Genomic DNA, 17,882 nt, shown 5'->3' on the forward strand with positions numbered 1-17,882 from the left:
CCCATGGCGCACGCAACGCAACGATCGTCGGCGGCGTCGCTTGCCGACGTGAAGATGTCGCCGTTCTGGCTGGATCGGCCGGATGCTCCCGAAGCGCTGCCGCCGCTGAAGGCCCATCGAAAGGCTGATTTGCTGATCGTCGGGGGCGGTTTCACCGGCCTCTGGGGCGCAATCCAGGCCAAGCAGGCGCAGCCCGATCTCGATGTGGTGTTGATCGAAAAGAGTAGCGTCGCCAACGGCGCCTCCGGTCGCCCGGGCGGGGTCGTCTCCACGTCGGTGATGCACGGTCTGTCCAATGCTGTGCGTGTGTTCCCCAACGACATCGCCGAGCTGGAGCGACTGGGCAAGGAGAACATGCACGGCTTCATGCAGACCATTTCGGCCCATGGCATCGACTGCCACGCGGAGTGGGGCGGTGAGCTGACCGTCGCGGTGGATGCAGACCATATCGAAGCCCTTCACCGGGAGCATGAACTGCATCTTCAATATGGGCATCAGGCCGTGTTTCTGGATCAAGACGCGGTCCAGGCGCAGATCGGGTCGCCGCGATACAAGGCCGGGATCTGGTCAAAGGATATCAGCGGGACGGTCCATCCCGCCTTGCTTGCCTGGGGGTTGAAGCGAACTGCGCTTTCTCTCGGCGTCGAGATTTTCGAGGGTACCGAGTTGCTGGCGCTCGACGAGGCTGGGGCCAGGATCGAGGTTAAGACGCCGTTCGGCTCGGTAACCGCGCCGAAGGTGCTGCTGGCAACCAACGCGTTTGCCTCCGGCCACCCCGGCATCAAGCGCCGCGTCGTCGCCGTCCGAGATCGTGTGCTCGCCACCGAGCCGTTGTCTGAACATCAGATGGCGTCGATCGGTTGGAAAAACCGGCAGGGTGTCTACGACACCCGAACCCAGATGAACTATATGCGCCTGACGAAAGACAATCGCATCATCTTCGGGGGAAGACTGGGCTATGCCTTCGCGGGCACGACGTCGCCAGGCGTGGACAGCGATGTCCAGACCTACGAGCCGCTTGCCGCTGCGTTCTTCGACACGTTTCCGCAGTTGCAGGGCCTCCGTTTCACGCACGCCTGGAGCGGCCCGATCGATCTCAGCACACGCATGGCGGTGCATTTCCAGAGATACCACGCAGGCAAGGTCGTTTATGCCGGCGGCTATTCGGGTTTTGGTGTCTCCGCGTCGAGGTTCGGCGCACGCATAGCGCTCGACATTCTCGACGGGTCGAAGACTTCGGAGAGCAGGCTGGATTTTGCAACGCAATTGCCCAACGTCGTGCCGCCGGAACCTTTCCGCTGGCTTGGGGCACAAGTGACGATGTACGCGCTCGATACCGCCGACCGGAAGGGCGGATGGCGCAAGCCGTGGCTCAGGCTGGTCTCGGCAATGGGCTTTCCATTGAGTTGAGCGGCAACAGGCCCGGCGCTTTATAGCGCCGCGCGTCTATTTAGACGCGCAAAGGTCGCTGTAACACTTTGAGTTGCTGCATAAGCTGCCGCTGCACTCTCAGCTTTCGCGCGGCTCCTCGAGGCTCGCGACGAGCTTGCGCAGCAGGTCTGCCAAAGTGGTGCGTTCTTCCGCATCAAGCCCCTGAAGAAAGACCAGTTCGTTCTCCATATCCACGCGAAATGCCTTCTCGGCAAGTGTTGCGCCAGTCGGTGTCAGGCAAACGACGACGCTTCGGCCGTCGCGGGTCGATTTTTCGCGCACAATCAACCCCGCTTTTTCCAACCGAACGAGGCGGTGCGTCAGTCCGCCGGAAGACAGCATTAGCGTCGTGTACATTTCCGTCGGTGTGAGCTGGTAGGGCGGCCCGGATCTCCGCAAGGTCGCGATTACGTCGAATTCGCCCCGGTCGAGGCCGAATTTTGCAAAAGTGTCCTCGATGGATGGGCCAACCAAATTGGCAAGGCGCTTCGCGCGGCCGAGGATAGCCATCGGCTCCGTGTCCAGATCCGGCAGTTCGCGCGCCCATTGCGCACGAAGCCGATCAACATGGTCTTCGGCAGAACCGCGTTCCAAGCGGCGGTTTTCATCTTGATCCGACTGCACTTGTTTGGCGTCCCTCATAGTCGATTTCAACGGTCTCAAGCCTTCGAGACATACACCGCGTCATCCCAATGGCAAAGATATCTTTGTGCGAAGATAAATATCTTGACGAGAAGAGAGTCTTGAGAATATATCTTCTCGCAAAGATAAATTTCAGATCTCAGCGACGTGGAGGAGTTCGGAATGATTTCAGTCCGCCGTCATCAAGAAGTCGAACCCGGCGCGAGCCGCACCGTTCGCTTCGAAGGCCGTGAGTTTGGCAGCGACGTATCGCTTTTTGTCGTCGACGCGGATCCCGGGCGCGGTTCCGCACTGCACATGCATCCCTATGCGGAGACTTGGGTGATCCGCAAAGGCAAGGCAGAATTCACGATAGGCAATCAAAAAACACGCGGCTCCGCCGGCGATATCATTGTCGGGCCCGCCAATATTCCCCATCGTTTCGAAAATGTCGGCGCCGACCAGCTGGAAATCGTCTGCATTCATCCGAGCCAGACGATTCAGCAGGTCTTGGTTTAGACCGGTTTCCAATCCCCGTCAGGCGGGTTGACCAAAGACCGATCGCTACCGGCCGCCAAGAGCCGGCGACACGTTCGCAGCGCAACTCGTAGCGTCACGGTTGGGGGCAATCTGCGCTCGTTGTATGGCGAGCCGGCCTGCCGGGATGTGACAACCGCTTGTGTCGGGCGGATCTACGGCTCTATCCCCCTCAAGGTGGTGTGGATCACTTCCCGTAGTTCCTCTCCGGTGATGGGCTTGTGCAGGATACGAACGCTACTTGCGCTAACCTCCTTGAGACGTGACGGCGAGGTGTCGCCGGTGACGATGATTGCCGGAACGCGGCGACCGATGTGGGCGCTGAGGGCCTGGATCGCGTCCAAACCTGTGGTGCCATGCTCAAGGCGGTAATCGGCAACGATAAGATCGACAGGCGCGTCGCCGGCCATCAGGGCTTCCGTATGGACTTTTAGCACCTCCCCAACAGATCGGCCGGCATAGACGCGATGCCCCTCCAGCGTAAGTAGCCGAACCATAGCGTCGAAGACGTCCTTCTCGTCCTCCACCAGCATGATGCCGGCCGTGATGTCCGCCGCGGGAGACGGCTGACCGCGTTGCAGAATGGATCTCACCGGATGGGCTCTCGGAACCGTGATCGAGAACATGGAGCCGCGCCCAGGCACGGAAACCAATCTTAGGGGGTGTTGCAGCAACTCGGCCGTCCGGCGAACGATGGCAAGACCCAGGCCCAGACCTTGCGTGCGGTCCCTTGCCGGGTTCTGCAACTGCACGAATTCCTCGAAGATCATCGCTTGCTGATCGGCAGGGATGCCGGAGCCCGTGTCCAGAACCTGGATTTCGACCGTATTGCCGCGTCTGCGGCAGCCAAGCAGGATGCTGCCCGCTTTCGTGTAGCGCAAGGCGTTCGACAACAGGTTGTTAAGGATCCGCCTGAGCATCATCGGGTCACTGTCGACCAGCAGGTCGCTGTCGACGATCCGCAGTTCAAGGCCGCGCTGGTGTGCTTCCGCGGCGAACTCGTCACGAAGATCGCGAAAAAGGTCGCGCAACGCCATCGTCTCGTTCACAACCGTGACGATGCCGGCGTCAAGCCGGGAGATATCGAGCAGCGCATTCAGCAGTCCGCTGAGATTGCCGACGGCGGACTTCGCCCTCGTTGCCAGATCGCGAGCATCGCCGGAGGAGACGTTTCCGCGTTGCCCCAGGATCGCAAGTGTGGAAACCAGCAGACTCAACGCATGGATCGGCTGGCGCAGATCGTGACTGGCGGCTGCCAGAAAGCGCGTCTTGGCGCGGTCTGCTGCCTGCGCCCGGTCACGTTCCTCTTGCAAGTGGCCGACGAGGCTCTCGTTCTCCAGTCGCAGGCTGACGGTTTCGCGCAACATCCGGTAGGTGATGCGACAATAGTAGAAATTGATCGCCACAAGGGAGGCGAGCAGGAACAGGAAAGCGCCGGAAATATCGCTGTCCGTCAGAATGCAGCGCGCGGCAATCGGCAGGACCGTTACAAGAATTGAGCCGATGAGCGCGGGTGGAAAAGCCGAAAGAGACGGTACCGTGCCGCAGACGAGGCCGGTCAGCACGATAACCGTGAAGGAAAGCACAATGGGCTCATCGGGAAGGAAGCCGACCCAGCCGAGCGTGCCCCACATGAGGCCGGACACCCAGGTGAATGCCGCTGCGAGCCAGGCCCATCGCATGATGGACCGGGGATCTCTTGGACGGCGGAAGAACCGGCGGGAGGCAAAGACACGTATGACGATGAGCAGGTAGAGCGCGCCAACCCATCCGGCCAGCCAGCTCGCCGATACGACATGCCGAAGGACGGACACGGCGGCGAGAGAAATGACGATGTTGGAGATGACCACGCCATAGGAGTTGCGATACAGAAGCTCGATGAGAGCCTGACGAATCTTGTCCTCGTGCATTGTTCCTCCCAGATGCCGGGTGGAACTCATCCGGCGGTCCGCCCCAGGACGAGTGATTTATCAGAAAGTTGTTTCCCATAGGTTGGTACTACGTCGATCCCTTCGTGGAGGGTGATCAGATTGATCGTCAGCTCACCGCTATTCTCACCGACGATCATGCCATTGTTCGCGACGGACCGAACCTGGCTGCCCCGCGGTAAGCACGGCTGCGGTCTGCACGTTTTCAGTCTGGTTGCCCTGCGAGCTCATCTGAATGAGTAATATGCCAGAGGTGCGAAAGGGAGTTCGGCCACGCCTGCTAAAGGCCAAGCGTCGCGAGCTTGCTGGCGGTCAATGGCTTTTCAATGCAGGCCAGCCGCTCCGCATATCGTTCAGCCAATGGATTTGTCTGGGGAAATCGACCGGAAACCACAAGCGCGTGCGCCTCCGGTGAGGTCTCAAGCCATATTCTGGCCAATTCCCACCCGCGAGGCAGGTCCTCCAGATGCAGATCGGTTACCAGCAGATCGGATGGCGAGAACGTCTGCAACAGGCTTACGGCGGTGGAGAGCGAGTTTGCGGTCACGACCTCGAAACCCGCGCCCCTGAGTATGCCTTCGCCATTCGCCAGCGCCACTGGATCGTCGTCCACGAGCAGGCAGCGCCGGGACGAGCTTGTGCTGACAGATGCCTCTTCGGCGGCGGCGGCAAGCGGGATTACCAGGGTAACAGTCGTCCCGCGCCCAGGTTCGGACTGAATAGATAGGTCACCGCCCGACTGGCGGATGAACCCATAGACCATCGAAAGGCCGAGCCCGGTTCCCTGTCCGTCGCGTCGCGCGGTAAAGAAGGGCTCAAGACATTGCCTGCGTATCTCGGGCGACATGCCACAGCCCGTGTCGGTGATTTCGATCTCTGCTGCCTGATCCCCACGGGTGCGAAGGGCAATTTCGATCCGCCCTCGCTCATCCATGGCCTGTCGCGCATTGATGCACAGGTTGAGAATTGCGCTCTCGAGCTGGCCAGGGTCCATTTTGGCAAGCAGCGGCTGGCCGTGAGGCGCGATGACGAGATCGACCTCCCCATTCAACGCGATCTCGACCAGATCTCCCATGCCGGAAACCAGGAGGTTGAGGTCGATGACCTCGGGCTCCAGATGTTGCTTTCGCGCAAAGGCAAGCAGGCGCTGCACCAACGTGGCGCCAAGCTCGACGGTGGCGCCCATACGCTGGCGCAACTTTGCCGCGGCGTCGGCTGTCGCCGTCTCCAGCAGGTGAAGGTTGCCCGACAAGGTGGATAGGATGTTGCCAAAATCGTGCGCGACTTCGCCGGCGATCTTTCCGAGGCTTTCGATCCGTCGGATCTCGTTCAAGCGGGCCTCGACGCGCCGCCGCTCGGTGACATCGGAAAACAACCAAACGACACCGCCATCAGGAAGAGGGGCCACCCTGCACTCGATCACGCCACCGTCGGCACTTCTAAGCTCGTGGTTTTCTGGTGCGGTGTCGTGGCGGATGTTGGCGCGTGCGAACGGGGAGGCCTCGAACACGCCGGAAAGTGTCCGGTTGACAGCCACGGCACCCGCCCCGATCCGCAGCACTTTCGGCAGGTTCGGGCTCACGGCAGCAATCGTGCCCTGTGGTGCAATTATCGCCACGCCGTCGCTCATTCCAGCAACGACCGTCTCGAAGAGCAGGTTCTTGCGGCGAAGCTGCCGGTTCAAGCGATCCAGTCTCAGAACCGTCGCGCGGAACATCCGAAACGCGTGGAACAACTTGCCTATCTCATCGTCGGGTTGCCGGGTTCGCGCCAGCCGGCTGCCTCGATCGCCGAGGGCCAGTCGCACCATTGCTTCGGAAATTGCCCTGAGATTGGCGGCGACATATCGAACGACGAAAAGGGCGGCGAGAATGGTGACCACCGCGCTGATCGTCCCGACGATGAGGATAACGACCTTCGCGTAGTCTATGGATGAGCGTGTATCGAGCCGCACGGCATAAAGTTTTACATCGGCTTGCGCGATGACCGTCGCGCTCAGCTGATTGATATTCTCTGTTTGCTCACGAATGCGCGCGAGAGCGTTTCTCGCCCTTGCCAGAAACGCGAACTCCATGCGGCGCAATTCAAAGATTCGGGCCGGTCCTTCGCCATCGCCGGTCAGCTTCGACAACTGACCGGGCATGGTCTGCGAGACCTGCCGCCGTACGGCATGGTACTCGCGATCAAGTTCGCCGAGGTGGAACAGATTGTCCGTGCGGCGTGCGGCCGCGAGCAGATCGATCAACTGCCTGACAGCAAATTGCTGCTGGGGATTGGCAAGGGCGGATGTGTCCTGCCCGGGAAGAATGGCAGAATCCAACAAAAGGAGTTCCCGGTCGAGGCGCAACTTCGCATCGCGAATGACCGACTGTTGCTGCGTCGCGGCGACCAGGTCCGCGACCGCTATTCTAAGCGCACCGAGCGGCATATCGAATTGCACGGCGAGCCGCGGATGGGAGCTGGAGAGCGCCCCGACCTGTTCCTCGATCCGGCGCGCCGTCTCGAGCACGGCGGCGGCCTCCTTCTCGATCAAGTACGACGATTGCAAGGTGAGCAGGAACGGAGCCGTACTCGAGAGTTGCGAGACAAGACGCGAAATGGCAAGAGCATCACCGACATCCTGGACCGTGGCGGAATGCAACGCGCTGAGGCGCTTCTCCGAACGGTCGAGCGCGACCCACGCCACGGCGCCGATCAACACTGTCGCTGCCGACAACAGCACCAGCGAACCCAACAACTTCTGCTGCACGCTCAGATGGCGGAAGCGCACCGTCATTCGTGCGGCGCCAACGATGTGACGAAGACATATCCCTGCGTTCGCCGCGTCTGAAGATGCACCGGTTTCGAAGGGACACGCTCGATCTTGCGTCTCAGCCGCAATATCAGAACGTCAATCGTTCGATCCCCGTAATTCGAGAGGTCGCTACCAAGGTCGGTCAGCAATTCCGTTCGGGGAATGACGCGATTTGGATTGTCGAGGAAGTATTCAAGCAGACGATACTCCGAATTCGTGAGCGCGACCTCATTGCCGTCGGAACCCAGCAACTGGCGCCTGGACTTGTCTACACGCAGCTCGCCGAACGCGATCAACGACGGTGCCGTCGTGTCGGCGGTCACGATCCCGGCGGCCGGCCGGCCGTATCTGCGCAGCACGGCCCGGATGCGCGCCAGCAGCTCGCGCGGATTGAAGGGCTTGGTGATGAAGTCATCCGCCGCCGTTTCCAAGCCAATGATGCGATCGATCTCATCGCCCCGGCCCGTCAGCATGACGATAGGCATGTCCATGCGCGCCCGGATATGCATGGCGAGCGAGTGACCGGACTCGCCCTTGAGTTTCAGGTCGATGAGCGCGAGATCGACCTCGGGCCGCTCACCGAGCGCGATAAACTCGGCGATGCTGGCAAGCGTAATCGCTGAAAACCCGTTCTCCGCAAGGAGACTTGCCACCATATCGCGATGCTCGCGATCGTCATCGACGATAGCGATAACGCTCCGTCTGTCTGATAATCCCCTCACCTCTAAAGCTCCTCCCATGCCGCACATGGCGGCATGCAGCGACCATATATTGAAGCGGACAAGTCTGCACGACGCGTTTGATTGCCAAAGTTGGCAAGGCTGTAACTTTTGAAACAATCCCAATCAATAAGCCGGTACAGCGCAGGATTGTTAATGCGATGATCGTGGCGAAATCGCCTGCCCAGCTGACATAGTAGAACCGGTTGTTCGGCAACGGTTTGTCGAATAGCCATGGCAGGGAGGAGCAACGCCAATGATGTTGAAGACACTATTCATGAGTTCCGCGCTGATCGCGGCAACCGCGACAACTGCGGCTGCCCAGCAGCTCAGCGTCGTCTGCAGCTCGGAACAAGACCATTGCGACCTGGTCGCGAACGAGTTCCGCGCCGCCAGCGGTGCGGACATTTCCTTGATCCGCAAAAGCACCGGCGAGACGCTCGCACAGATCCGGGCCGAGTCCGGCAATCCCAAGATCGATGTGTGGTTTGCGGGAACCGGTGACCCGCATATGATCGCCGCCGAGGAGAACCTGACCGAGGCCTCTGGCGCGAACACGACGAATTTGCTCGGCTGGGCGAAGAACATGGCCGAGATCACCGACGGCAAAGCCATCGGCGTCTATGCCGGCGCGCTCGGTATCGCCTACAACGCCGAACTGCTCAAGGAAAAGGGCTTGAAGGCGCCGGCCTGCTGGAAGGATCTTGCAGACCCAGCGTATCGGGGCGAAATTCAGGTTTCCAATCCCAACAGCTCCGGCACGGCCTATACCGAGATTGCAACACTGGTGCAGCTTTTCGGTGAGGATGAGGCTTTCCGCCTGCTCGCCGAAATCGGCAAGAACGTCAACCAGTATACCAAGTCCGGCTCGGCGCCCGTGAAGGCCGCCGCACGCGGCGAATCCGTCTTCGCCATCGGTTTCATGGCCAACATGGTGCAGCAGAAGAATGCGGGCTTTCCGCTCGAGATCGTCGCTCCGTGCGAAGGTACGGGCTATGAAGTCGGCGCGGTCTCGATGATCAAGGGCACCAAGAACACTGCAACCGCCAAACAGTTCATCGACTTCGTGCTGTCTCCGGACGGCCAGAAGCTCGGTGCCCAGGCACAGTCGTACCAGACGCCCTCCAACCTGAACACGCCAGTGCCGCCTGAAGTGGGGAACCTCTCTTCGGTCAAGCTGATCGACTACGACTTTGCGACCTACGGTTCGTCGAAGACGCGCGAGAAGCTCCTTGCCCGCTGGGACGCCGAAGTAAAATCAGCCGGCGGTGCCATCGAACAGTAACAGCGAGCGGTAACGGCATGCCTCCGGCACGCCGTTACCGTCACCAGCACAGGCTGACGCCGCTCGCGATGCGGCAACGATGCCATTTGCGCCGCTGCTGCGCCATTGGCCTTAGTTAGGGAACATCTCCAATGAAAAAGACCACTGCGCTTTGGCTAGCGCTGGGGCTGGCGGGCTATGTCCTGTTGCCATGGTACGAGACGGATGCGGGCCTGCTCGATCCTGCTGTTCTGGCGGCCTATATCAGAGGCGAAGTGCCGTCCGGCCTGGCCCAAATGCTGTTTCATGGGCGCTGGTGGCTCGCGGCTCCGCTTATCGGTTTTGCCGGCTCGCTTGCTGTCCTTCTCGTCGTGAAGGCACAACGGCAGGCGGCGATCGGCCTTGTCACCTTTACCGCGGCAGGTCTCGCGCTTTCAGCGATGCAGGGCCTGCTGATCGTCCCGTCGGGCGCGCGCCTTCTTTCATTTCCCGGCACCGAAGTCGGCCAGGGCAGCATGGGTATTGGCGCCTTGCTGACGTTCTGCGGCCTGCTGTTCACGCTGACCACGGGCATTTCCGGTCTTGGCAAAGGTCGGGGCGATGCGTTCGTTTGCGGGCTGATCGGCGCCATCGTCGCTTCCGTCGGCGTCTTCGTCTTCTATCCTGTCTTGCATGTATTGCTGCGCGCTTTCGAACTGCGCGACAAGACGGGCTACGGTTTCGGCGAGTTCCTGCCGAGGCTTCTTTCGGCCGACATCTGGGGCGCGAAGTGCCTGGTCTTTGCGGGGCCTTGCGGCTCGGGAACCAATTCGCTGATCCTTGCCCTCATGACCGGCTTGGGCACGACCGTACTCGGCCTTGCTTTCGCGCTGATCTTCACGCGCACGAACTTCAGGGCCAAGGGGCTTTTGCGGGTGCTGACGATTATCCCCATCATCACCCCCCCATTCGTGATCGGCCTGGCGCTTATCCTGCTTTTCGGCCGCTCCGGCACGGTGACGAACTTGCTCGCCGACGTCTTCGAGCTCGAACGGACACGCTGGCTCTACGGCTTCTGGGGTGTCTATCTGGCGCAAGTGCTGAGCTTCACGCCAATTGCCTTTCTGGTGCTGATCGGTGTTGTCGAGGGTGTCAGCCCCTCGATGGAAGAGGCCTCGCAGACGCTCGATGCGGACCGTTGGCAGACGTTTCGCTATGTCTCGCTTCCGCTGATGCGGCCCGGGCTTGCCAATGCCTTTCTGCTCGGCTTCATCGAAAGCCTCGCCGATTTCGGCAACCCGCTCGTGCTCGGCGGCAACTTCAACGTGCTGTCGACCGAGATCTATTTTGCGATCGTCGGCGCCGTCGCCGATCCGGCGCGTGCCGCCATCCTGTCGATAGCCCTCTTGTTCCTGACGCTGGGCGTCTTTCTGATCCAGCGACGTTGGGTCGGCAAGAAGTCCTATACGACAGTGACCGGAAAGGCCGATTCCGGTCGGCACGCGGCGCTCAACCCCGGCCTCAGAGCGGCCTGTTACGCGCTCGCACTGCCCTGGGCTGCCTTCACGGCCGTCGTCTATTCGATGATTGCGTTCGGCAGCCTGGTGAAGCTTTGGGGTTATGATCATACATTTACCCTTGCTCATTATGCGCGCGCCTTCGCCATCGATATCGGTCATGGTCTGCGCTTCACCGGCTCGGCCTGGAACAGCTTCTTCACGACGCTGGGTATCGCCGCCATATCGGCGCCACTCACGGCCCTGATCGGATTGGCCACCGCATATCTGCTGGTTCGACAGCGGTTCTTCGGCAAGGCGGCATTCGAATTCTCGACGATGCTTTCCTTCGCCATCCCCGGAACGGTTATCGGTGTGGCCTATGTCATGGCCTTCAACTTCCCGCCGATCGAGCTGACGGGCACGGCCATAATCCTGGTGATCGTCTTCATCTTCCGCAACATGCCCGTTGGCGTGCGTGGTGGGATTGCCGCGATGTCCCAGCTCGACAAGAGCCTTGACGAGGCCTCGACGATGCTCGGCGCCAACAGCTTCACGACAGCGCGTCGCGTTCTGGCACCACTGCTCGGACCCGCTATTCTTGCCGCCGTGACCTACAGCTTCGTGCGTTCCATCACATCGGTCTCGGCAGTCATCTTTCTGGTCAGTGCCCGCCACAACATGGCGACCTCCTTCATCGTCGGCCGCGTCGAGAATGGCGATTTCGGCGTCGCCATCGCCTATTCCGCCGTGCTGATCCTGACGATGCTCGCCGCCATCCTCACCCTTCAATTCACTATCGGCCAAAGGCGCCTGCGGCGGACCAACCGCCTCGAAGCAGCCTGAACGAAAGGACCACCCATGACCAACACACTGCCGAAAGGATCCGTCCGTTTCGACCGGGTCGCAAAGCGCTACGGCAACGTGACCGCTCTCAAGGAATTGTCGCTGGAGATCGAGCCCGGAACACTCGTGACGCTTCTCGGCCCTTCCGGCTGCGGCAAGACGACGACGCTGCGTCTGATCGCCGGGCTGGAAAGCGCCAGTGAAGGCAGCATCTTCATCGGCGGTCAGGACGTTACTCACCTATCGGCCACCTATCGGAAGGTCTCGATGGTGTTTCAGTCCTATGCGCTCTTCCCGCATATGACTGTTCTCGAGAACGTCGCATACGGCCTGACCGTGAAGCGGATGCGCAAGGCCGAAGCCAAGCAACGGGCGGAGATGGGTCTTGAGCTCGTCGGCCTCAAAGGGTTCGGCAACCGCCTGCCTTCGGAACTGTCGGGCGGTCAGCAGCAACGCGTCGCCGTCGCTCGCGCAATCGTGCTCGAACCGGAAGTGCTGCTATTGGACGAGCCGCTGTCGAACCTTGACGCGAAGCTGCGCCGTCACGTTCGCGAAGAAATTCGCCAGATACAGCAGCGGCTTGGCCTGACGGCGGTCTACGTGACCCATGACCAGGAAGAGGCGATGGCCGTTTCGGATCGCATTATCGTCATGCGAAACGCCGAGATCGCCCAGGAAGGATCGCCTCACGATCTCTACGAGCGCCCCGCCTCGGCCTTTATTGCCGACTTCATCGGCGATGCGAACCTCGTGGATGTTGAAGTCACGGCAGCGTCATCGTCTGGGGCTGAAATCGCTCTGTGCGGTAAGAAGCTGACGTTGCCCTCAGCCGCTGCGCCAACCGGCCCCGCCAAGCTCGTCTTGCGGCCCCATCAGATCAAGCTCGACCGGATGCCGGGCCAATCGAGTTTTCCGGCGGAGATCACCTATGCCGCATATATGGGAAACCAGATCCAATACACGTTGCAGGGAGAGCTCGGTTCTCTCTTCGCCGTGGCGCCTCCGATCGCTGGCGCCCCGCAGGTCGGATCATCCGTGTTCGTCAGCTTCGAACCCACAGAGGCCCGATTGGTTTCAGCATAGAGCACTTCCAGGAAAAGTCCGAAGCGGTTTTCCGTCCAGGAATTGCGCAAAAACAAGGAGCTAGAGCGTTTCCGTGACTCCATCTGAACCGGAAACGCTCTTGGTCGGCTGGCGCACAGCGCCCCGACACACATGAACGCGCGTTGGGAGAACGCTCGTATCGGTGCGGTGCCACCGGAAGGACGGTCGTCTTGCTGGAGCCGCCCGGCATTGCAGGGCACCGGAACACAAACCACCCTTGAAAAAGGGCCAACACGGAGGAGAGAAATGAGAATGACGACAATCAAAACGGCTAGATTGCGAAGCACGGTTCTGCACTTGGCGCTTTTGGGCCTGTTTGGAGCCACGCAAGCGGCGGCGGCTGACGCCACGCTGGTCCAGGCTGACGACCCCTACTTCAAGCAGGCCGACGCCACGCTGGCCAACATCCTGAAGCTGCAGAAGAACACGAACAAGGCGAAAAACGTTATCCTGTTTGTCGGTGACGGTATGGGATTTTCCACGGTCACCGCAGCCCGCATCTTTGAGGGGCAGCAGCGCGGCGTTGATGGCGAATCCAACGTGCTTGCCTGGGAAGCCTTTCCCTACCTCGCCGCGTCGAAGACCTACTCCTCGGATGCCCAGATCACCGACTCTGCTCCCAGTGCCGTGGCCATGACCACCGGCGTGAAGTCGATCAACGACGCCATGGGGCTTGATCACACGGCCAAGCTGGACTCGTGCGAGGATCAGAAGACTAAGCAGGTGACCACCCTATGGGAAATGGCCGAGACGATCGGCATGTCGACCGGTGCGGTCACAACGACCCGCATGACCCATGCGACACCGGGAGCCACCTACGCCCACATCGCCAATCGCGACTGGGAGTCCGATTCCCATATGCCGGAAGAAGCGCTGCGCGCCGGTTGCCTCGACATTGCACGCCAGCTCGTCGAGATGGGCTATGGCGATGGTCTGGAAGTGGCCCTTGGAGGCGGCCGCAGCAATTTCCTGCCGGCGTCGATGGAAGATCCCGAGTACCCCGGGAACGCGAAAAAGAGCGGCAAGCGCAAGGATGGCATGGATCTCACCAAGGCATGGACGGACCGTTACGGCGACAAAGGCGCCTATGTCTGGAACAAAGCCCAGTTTGACGCGGTCGACACCGCTCGCACGGATCACCTTCTTGGCCTGTTCGAACCATCACATATGCAGTACGACGTCGACCGCCCCGCCGATAAGGCTGGCGAGCCGTCGCTCGCCGAGATGGCTGAAAAATCGATCGACATTCTGTCGCGCAACCCGGAGGGATATGTGCTGCTGGTCGAAGGCGGGCGCATCGATCATGCCAGCCACGAGTCCAATGCCTACCGCACCCTGTCTGACGCCGCTGCCATGAACGAGGCGGTAAAGGCTGTTCTGCGCAAGGTCGATCTCAACGAGACGCTGATCGTTGTCACCGGCGATCATAGCCACACATTGACGATTGCGGGCTATGCCAAACGAGGCAATCCAATTCTGGGGATCTCTGTCGGCGTCGACGGTGAACCAATCTACGGCAAGGACGGCAAGACCTATACCACGATCGGTTTCGCCAACGGTCCAGGCGGTTATGAAAAGCCGCAGGAGCGGCCGATGCTGACTTCCGAAGAGACGACCAAGCCTGATTTTGTCCAGCACTCGCTGGTGCCGCTCAACAGCGAAACCCATGGCGGCGAGGACCTTGGCATCTATGCCGCCGGACCATGGGCTCATCTGTTCCAGGGCACCGTCGAGGAGAACTACATCTTCCATGTGATGAACTTCGCTTCGAGAATCGGCGAGCGGTTGGCAAAGGAGTAGTCCGCCTCATGCTTGCCGGTGCCGCTGTCTCGCTCGGCGGCGCCGGCAACTTTTTATCCGCTCGGTGCATCGAGGTTTCCGGTGCCCACAAGTCCAGGACAGGATCGACCTTCGCAAACTTGCTGTCGATAAGTCGGGATGGCGGAACGGGTGCACACGAAGGTCACGGTGGAGGCCTCGGATCAGTACCGAACTCGCCGATGACGGTTCGGCGATCGATCGTGACTGGTTCAGCGAAATACGTCCGGCGATGCCACGATCGAAGTCACGAGCGCCGGCGGCAGGGTTTGATCCTCGCCGCGCGTTGATGGGCCAACGCCTGACCATCGCTCCCCGACAAGGCGCAGCATCGCGCATGGCGACAGGGTCCAGGCGGTTTGGGGACATAGCGGCCCGCTGTTTGTCACCCGACAAGGATTTCCCGCCCAACGGACGCTAATCCTATGTCGCAGCCGGCGACCCTGTCGCCGCCCGGCGGCATCGGTACAGTTTTAGGGAAGCGAAGACATGGGTTCCTTGAGTATTTGGCATTGGTTGATCGTGCTTGCGGTGGTGTTGGTCCTGTTCGGACGCGGCAAGATCCCGGAACTGATGGGGGATGTCGCAAAGGGCATTCGCAGTTTCAAGCGCGGTCTGCAGGACGATGTCGCCGTGCCGCCGCAGAGGGAGATCGATACGAGACAGGGCGAGTAATGACCGGCCCGCACCGGGTCGCGCCCGGCGAAGCCGCACGGCAGCCAGTGCTTCGAACTGGAAGAGCAACTGATCGATCTCGGTCCGGCAGGCGCAATCGAGCGTCGCGCCATCGATCAGCCGGCGAATGCTGCCGACGACATCGGCGAGAGTGGCATCATCCGTCGTCTCCTTGGCCGAAAGGATCAACTCATCTGCCATCGTTCACCTCCATGGGGGCGAGCCGGCGGGCGCTGCGATCCATGACGCGCCGGTCTGGCCATAGTGGAAACCGTTCGACAGCGGCACGCCCGGGTAGGCAAGCGTCAGGCGACCAAGGCCCTCGGCGGGCGAGCATCGTCCGGTTGCAACATCGTCATAGATCCGGGCGACCATCACCATGTCGCAGTCCTGCGGCGACAACCGGATGCGGCCGATGCCGGCGGCGGTCAGTTCGCCAAGCTCCTGCAACAGGCTCTGGCATGTGTGCGACATGGTCTGCACCCCGTTGAGGGCGAGGAACGGCTGGCGGTCGAGTGTGTCGACGATGAGGCCGTCGCTGTCTTCGCCGCAGATGAACTGGCAATTGTCCTTCACCAGGCCCTTGGAACGGGCGTGGGCGCAGCGCGCCGAGATCGCCAACGGCACGCGTCCGAAACCGAAGATTTCAAACACGACATCAGGTGCATCGCGAGCGATGTCGCGCACCGACGCCATGGGCAACTCCGGCGGCAGACAAATGCTGGTCGCACCGCGCGACGCCAGCAGACGGGCGGTCGCGCCGTTGTAGACGTTGATTAAAGGGCCGACCGAATGCGGCTTGCCGGCAAGCAGCCCGAGAGCGGACAGATCGTTGGCCTCGATCGGATGGACGCTGTCGCGCACAAGGCCGCGCACGAGTTGGCTTTCACGTTCCAAAGTAACCAGCGCAAGCGAGGCAAGGCTGACCTTTTTGCCGGCGCCCTCCAGGCGTTCGATCACCTCGGCGACATGCGGTTCGATGAAATGCAGACGCTTCGAGCAGACTGCCTCGCCGAGGGTGACATGTTCGACCGGGGCTTCGTCGGCAATGCGGAAATAGAAGTCGCGCCATTTGGGTCCGTCCCAGAGGTAAAGTACCGGGCCGAGGCTGAGCGAGGGGTGTGTTGATGCGGGCATGTCGTTACCTCCACCGCTTCTCGTAGGCGCCTGATGTCGTCTTCTGTCCCTCGCTAAGCCGCCGGAGACGCGACAGCAAGGCGGGCCTCTCGTCCGCATTGGCAGCGACGGCGCGACGCATGATGGACACGACCTCGGCGACATAGGCCTTGCCGCGCTGGCGTCCCTCGACCTTCAACGCGCCGACACCCGCATCGCGCAGGGCATCGATGTGATCCATGACGTCGAGCGAAACCGGATCCTCGAAGGCGTACCCACGCTCCTCGGCAATGTCGAAGCGTCCCTTGCAGAGCGTGGGATAACCGGCGGCTTCGCCGGCCGGAAAGCGGTTGATGGTGTAGTCGCCCAGTTCCGATACCAGTTCGCTGCCATCCTCGCGGTAACGCACGTGACTTGCCGGCGAACAGACGCCGTTCATGTTGGGAGACTTGCCGGTGGCGTAGGACGAGAGCGAGCAGCGCCCCTCGGCCATCACGCAGAGCCCGCCGAAAACGAAGACCTCGATCTCGCAACTGATCTGGCGCGCAAGGCGGGCGATATCGGGAATCGTGAGAATGCGCGGAAGCACGACGCGCTTCGCACCGAAGGTTTCGACAAGGAATTTGACGGCGTCGGCGTTGGAGGCGGAGGCCTGGACCGAGACGTGCAGCCGTTGCTCCGGATGGCGCTCGGCCGTGTAGGCCATCAATCCGAAGTCGGCGAGGATAAGGGCGTCGGCCCCAAGGCGCACGGCATCGTCGACCGCGTCATGCCAGAGCTTTTCCTGACCCGCCCGCATGAAGGTATTGATGGCGACGAAGGTCATCACCTTGTGCCGGCGGGCATAGGCAATCGCGGTCTTCAGCTCTTCGCGTGAAAAGTTGAGGCCGGGAAAGTTGCGTGCATTGGTCTCGTCGCGAAAGCCGCAATAGACGGCATCGGCGCCAGCATCCACGGCCTCGCGAAAGGCGGCGGGCGTGCCCGCCGGACAGATCAGTTCCATGTGGCTGCCTCCCCGGACAATGCGCGTGTCCTGATTTCAGCGGCCGCGCGCCGGACCAAGGGTGCCAACGGCCCGCTCATGCGGGCGATATCTGCCGGCAGGTCGATGTCGCAGTCGTCGAGCGCGTTGCGCAGCGCCAACATGGCTTCCATGTCGCCCGTGATCGTCAGGCTTCTGGAGAAGAACACGGCATCGCCGTCGATCTGGCCTTCGAGCAGCGCCAGAAGCAACACGAACCTGCCGCCCATGCAGGCGTGAGCGACCGGCAGATGCGGCTTGCGGTGAACGGAGATGCGGCGGGCCGCCGGCTCTACCAGAAAGCCCACGGGAAGATCCGTGGGGACAAAGGCGTACCGCTTGTCGGCGTGCTCCCCGAGCCGGTCGAAAAGATCCGGATGCTGGGCAACGACCTGCGCAAAGACGAGCCGCGTGGCGTGTTCTATGACGGAGAGCGGGGCGATCCGGAAAGGCACGATCATCGCAAAGAGTAGGGTCATGGGCTGCCTGCATAAAGACTGAGCAAAGAATGGCTGCATGCTAGTCGGCGCGCT

General features: G+C 61.2%; 14 protein-coding genes. 7 read left to right on the forward strand and 7 right to left on the reverse strand.

The annotated features are described in order from the left end of the window. Nucleotides 1-3 precede the first annotated feature (3 nt). A complete protein-coding gene (locus tag BC363_RS10805) occupies nucleotides 4-1,410 on the forward strand; it encodes an FAD-dependent oxidoreductase (RefSeq protein ID WP_083223417.1) in 1,407 nt (468 codons plus the stop codon). Nucleotides 1,411-1,509: 99 nt separating this feature from the next. Here BC363_RS10805 and BC363_RS10810 read toward each other — a convergent pair whose 3' ends face one another. Beyond that, complete coding sequence (locus BC363_RS10810) at nucleotides 1,510-2,073, reverse strand: MarR family transcriptional regulator (protein ID WP_065781710.1); 564 nt, start codon at nucleotides 2,071-2,073, stop codon at nucleotides 1,510-1,512. Nucleotides 2,074-2,235: 162 nt separating this feature from the next. Here BC363_RS10810 and BC363_RS10815 point away from each other — a divergent pair, with 162 nt between their 5' ends. Beyond that, nucleotides 2,236-2,571: a cupin domain-containing protein gene (locus BC363_RS10815; protein WP_065781709.1), complete on the forward strand. Its 336-nt coding sequence runs from the start codon at nucleotides 2,236-2,238 to the stop codon at nucleotides 2,569-2,571. A gap of 173 nt (nucleotides 2,572-2,744) precedes the next feature. On the opposite strand, the gene BC363_RS10820 is transcribed toward BC363_RS10815, so the two are convergent. From BC363_RS10820 to BC363_RS10830, 3 genes are all read right to left on the reverse strand, one after another. Continuing rightward, a complete protein-coding gene (locus BC363_RS10820) occupies nucleotides 2,745-4,499 on the reverse strand; it encodes a hybrid sensor histidine kinase/response regulator (RefSeq protein ID WP_065781708.1) in 1,755 nt (584 codons plus the stop codon). A gap of 298 nt (nucleotides 4,500-4,797) precedes the next feature. Further along, entirely contained in the window at nucleotides 4,798-7,293 is a 2,496-nt protein-coding gene (locus tag BC363_RS10825; protein WP_065781707.1) for an ATP-binding protein, read from the reverse strand. Next, nucleotides 7,290-8,156 carry a response regulator transcription factor gene (locus BC363_RS10830; protein ID WP_348272160.1) on the reverse strand — a complete coding sequence of 289 codons (867 nt, stop codon included), beginning with the start codon at nucleotides 8,154-8,156 and terminating at the stop codon, nucleotides 7,290-7,292. The genes BC363_RS10825 and BC363_RS10830 overlap by 4 nt, the downstream gene beginning before the upstream one ends. Nucleotides 8,157-8,289: 133 nt before the next feature. Between BC363_RS10830 and BC363_RS10835 the strand changes: the two genes are divergently transcribed. From BC363_RS10835 to BC363_RS10855, 5 genes are all read left to right on the forward strand, one after another. Further along, nucleotides 8,290-9,315 carry an ABC transporter substrate-binding protein gene (locus tag BC363_RS10835; protein WP_202618559.1) on the forward strand — a complete coding sequence of 342 codons (1,026 nt, stop codon included), beginning with the start codon at nucleotides 8,290-8,292 and terminating at the stop codon, nucleotides 9,313-9,315. A 131-nt stretch (nucleotides 9,316-9,446) separates the two neighbouring features. Next, nucleotides 9,447-11,615, forward strand: coding sequence for an iron ABC transporter permease (locus BC363_RS10840; protein ID WP_065781705.1), 2,169 nt, complete (start codon nucleotides 9,447-9,449; stop codon nucleotides 11,613-11,615). 15 nt (nucleotides 11,616-11,630) lie between these two features. After that, nucleotides 11,631-12,698, forward strand: coding sequence for an ABC transporter ATP-binding protein (locus BC363_RS10845; RefSeq protein WP_065781704.1), 1,068 nt, complete (start codon nucleotides 11,631-11,633; stop codon nucleotides 12,696-12,698). Nucleotides 12,699-12,971: 273 nt separating this feature from the next. Beyond that, nucleotides 12,972-14,519, forward strand: a complete 1,548-nt coding sequence (locus BC363_RS10850) for an alkaline phosphatase (RefSeq protein ID WP_244519849.1) — start codon at nucleotides 12,972-12,974, stop codon at nucleotides 14,517-14,519. 507 nt (nucleotides 14,520-15,026) lie between these two features. Beyond that, nucleotides 15,027-15,212: a twin-arginine translocase TatA/TatE family subunit gene (locus BC363_RS10855; RefSeq protein WP_065781702.1), complete on the forward strand. Its 186-nt coding sequence runs from the start codon at nucleotides 15,027-15,029 to the stop codon at nucleotides 15,210-15,212. Between the two features lie 204 nt (nucleotides 15,213-15,416). On the opposite strand, the gene BC363_RS10860 is transcribed toward BC363_RS10855, so the two are convergent. Genes BC363_RS10860 through BC363_RS10870 form a run of 3 tightly spaced genes read right to left on the reverse strand, consistent with a single transcriptional unit; the run spans nucleotide 15,417 to nucleotide 17,810 of the window. Further along, on the reverse strand, nucleotides 15,417-16,349 hold the full coding sequence (locus BC363_RS10860) for a U32 family peptidase (protein WP_065781701.1): 933 nt from the start codon (nucleotides 16,347-16,349) through the stop codon (nucleotides 15,417-15,419). A gap of 4 nt (nucleotides 16,350-16,353) precedes the next feature. Then, a complete protein-coding gene (locus BC363_RS10865; RefSeq protein ID WP_065781700.1) occupies nucleotides 16,354-17,331 on the reverse strand; it encodes a peptidase U32 family protein in 978 nt (325 codons plus the stop codon). Further along, nucleotides 17,322-17,810 (reverse strand): SCP2 sterol-binding domain-containing protein, encoded by a 489-nt coding sequence (locus tag BC363_RS10870; protein ID WP_244519852.1) that lies wholly within the window; start codon nucleotides 17,808-17,810, stop codon nucleotides 17,322-17,324. The genes BC363_RS10865 and BC363_RS10870 overlap by 10 nt, the downstream gene beginning before the upstream one ends. Between the last annotated feature and the right edge of the window lie 72 nt (nucleotides 17,811-17,882).

Origin of the sequence: Ensifer sp. LC384, assembly GCF_001695865.1 — a bacterium.
Lineage (GTDB): Bacteria > Pseudomonadota > Alphaproteobacteria > Rhizobiales > Rhizobiaceae > Ensifer.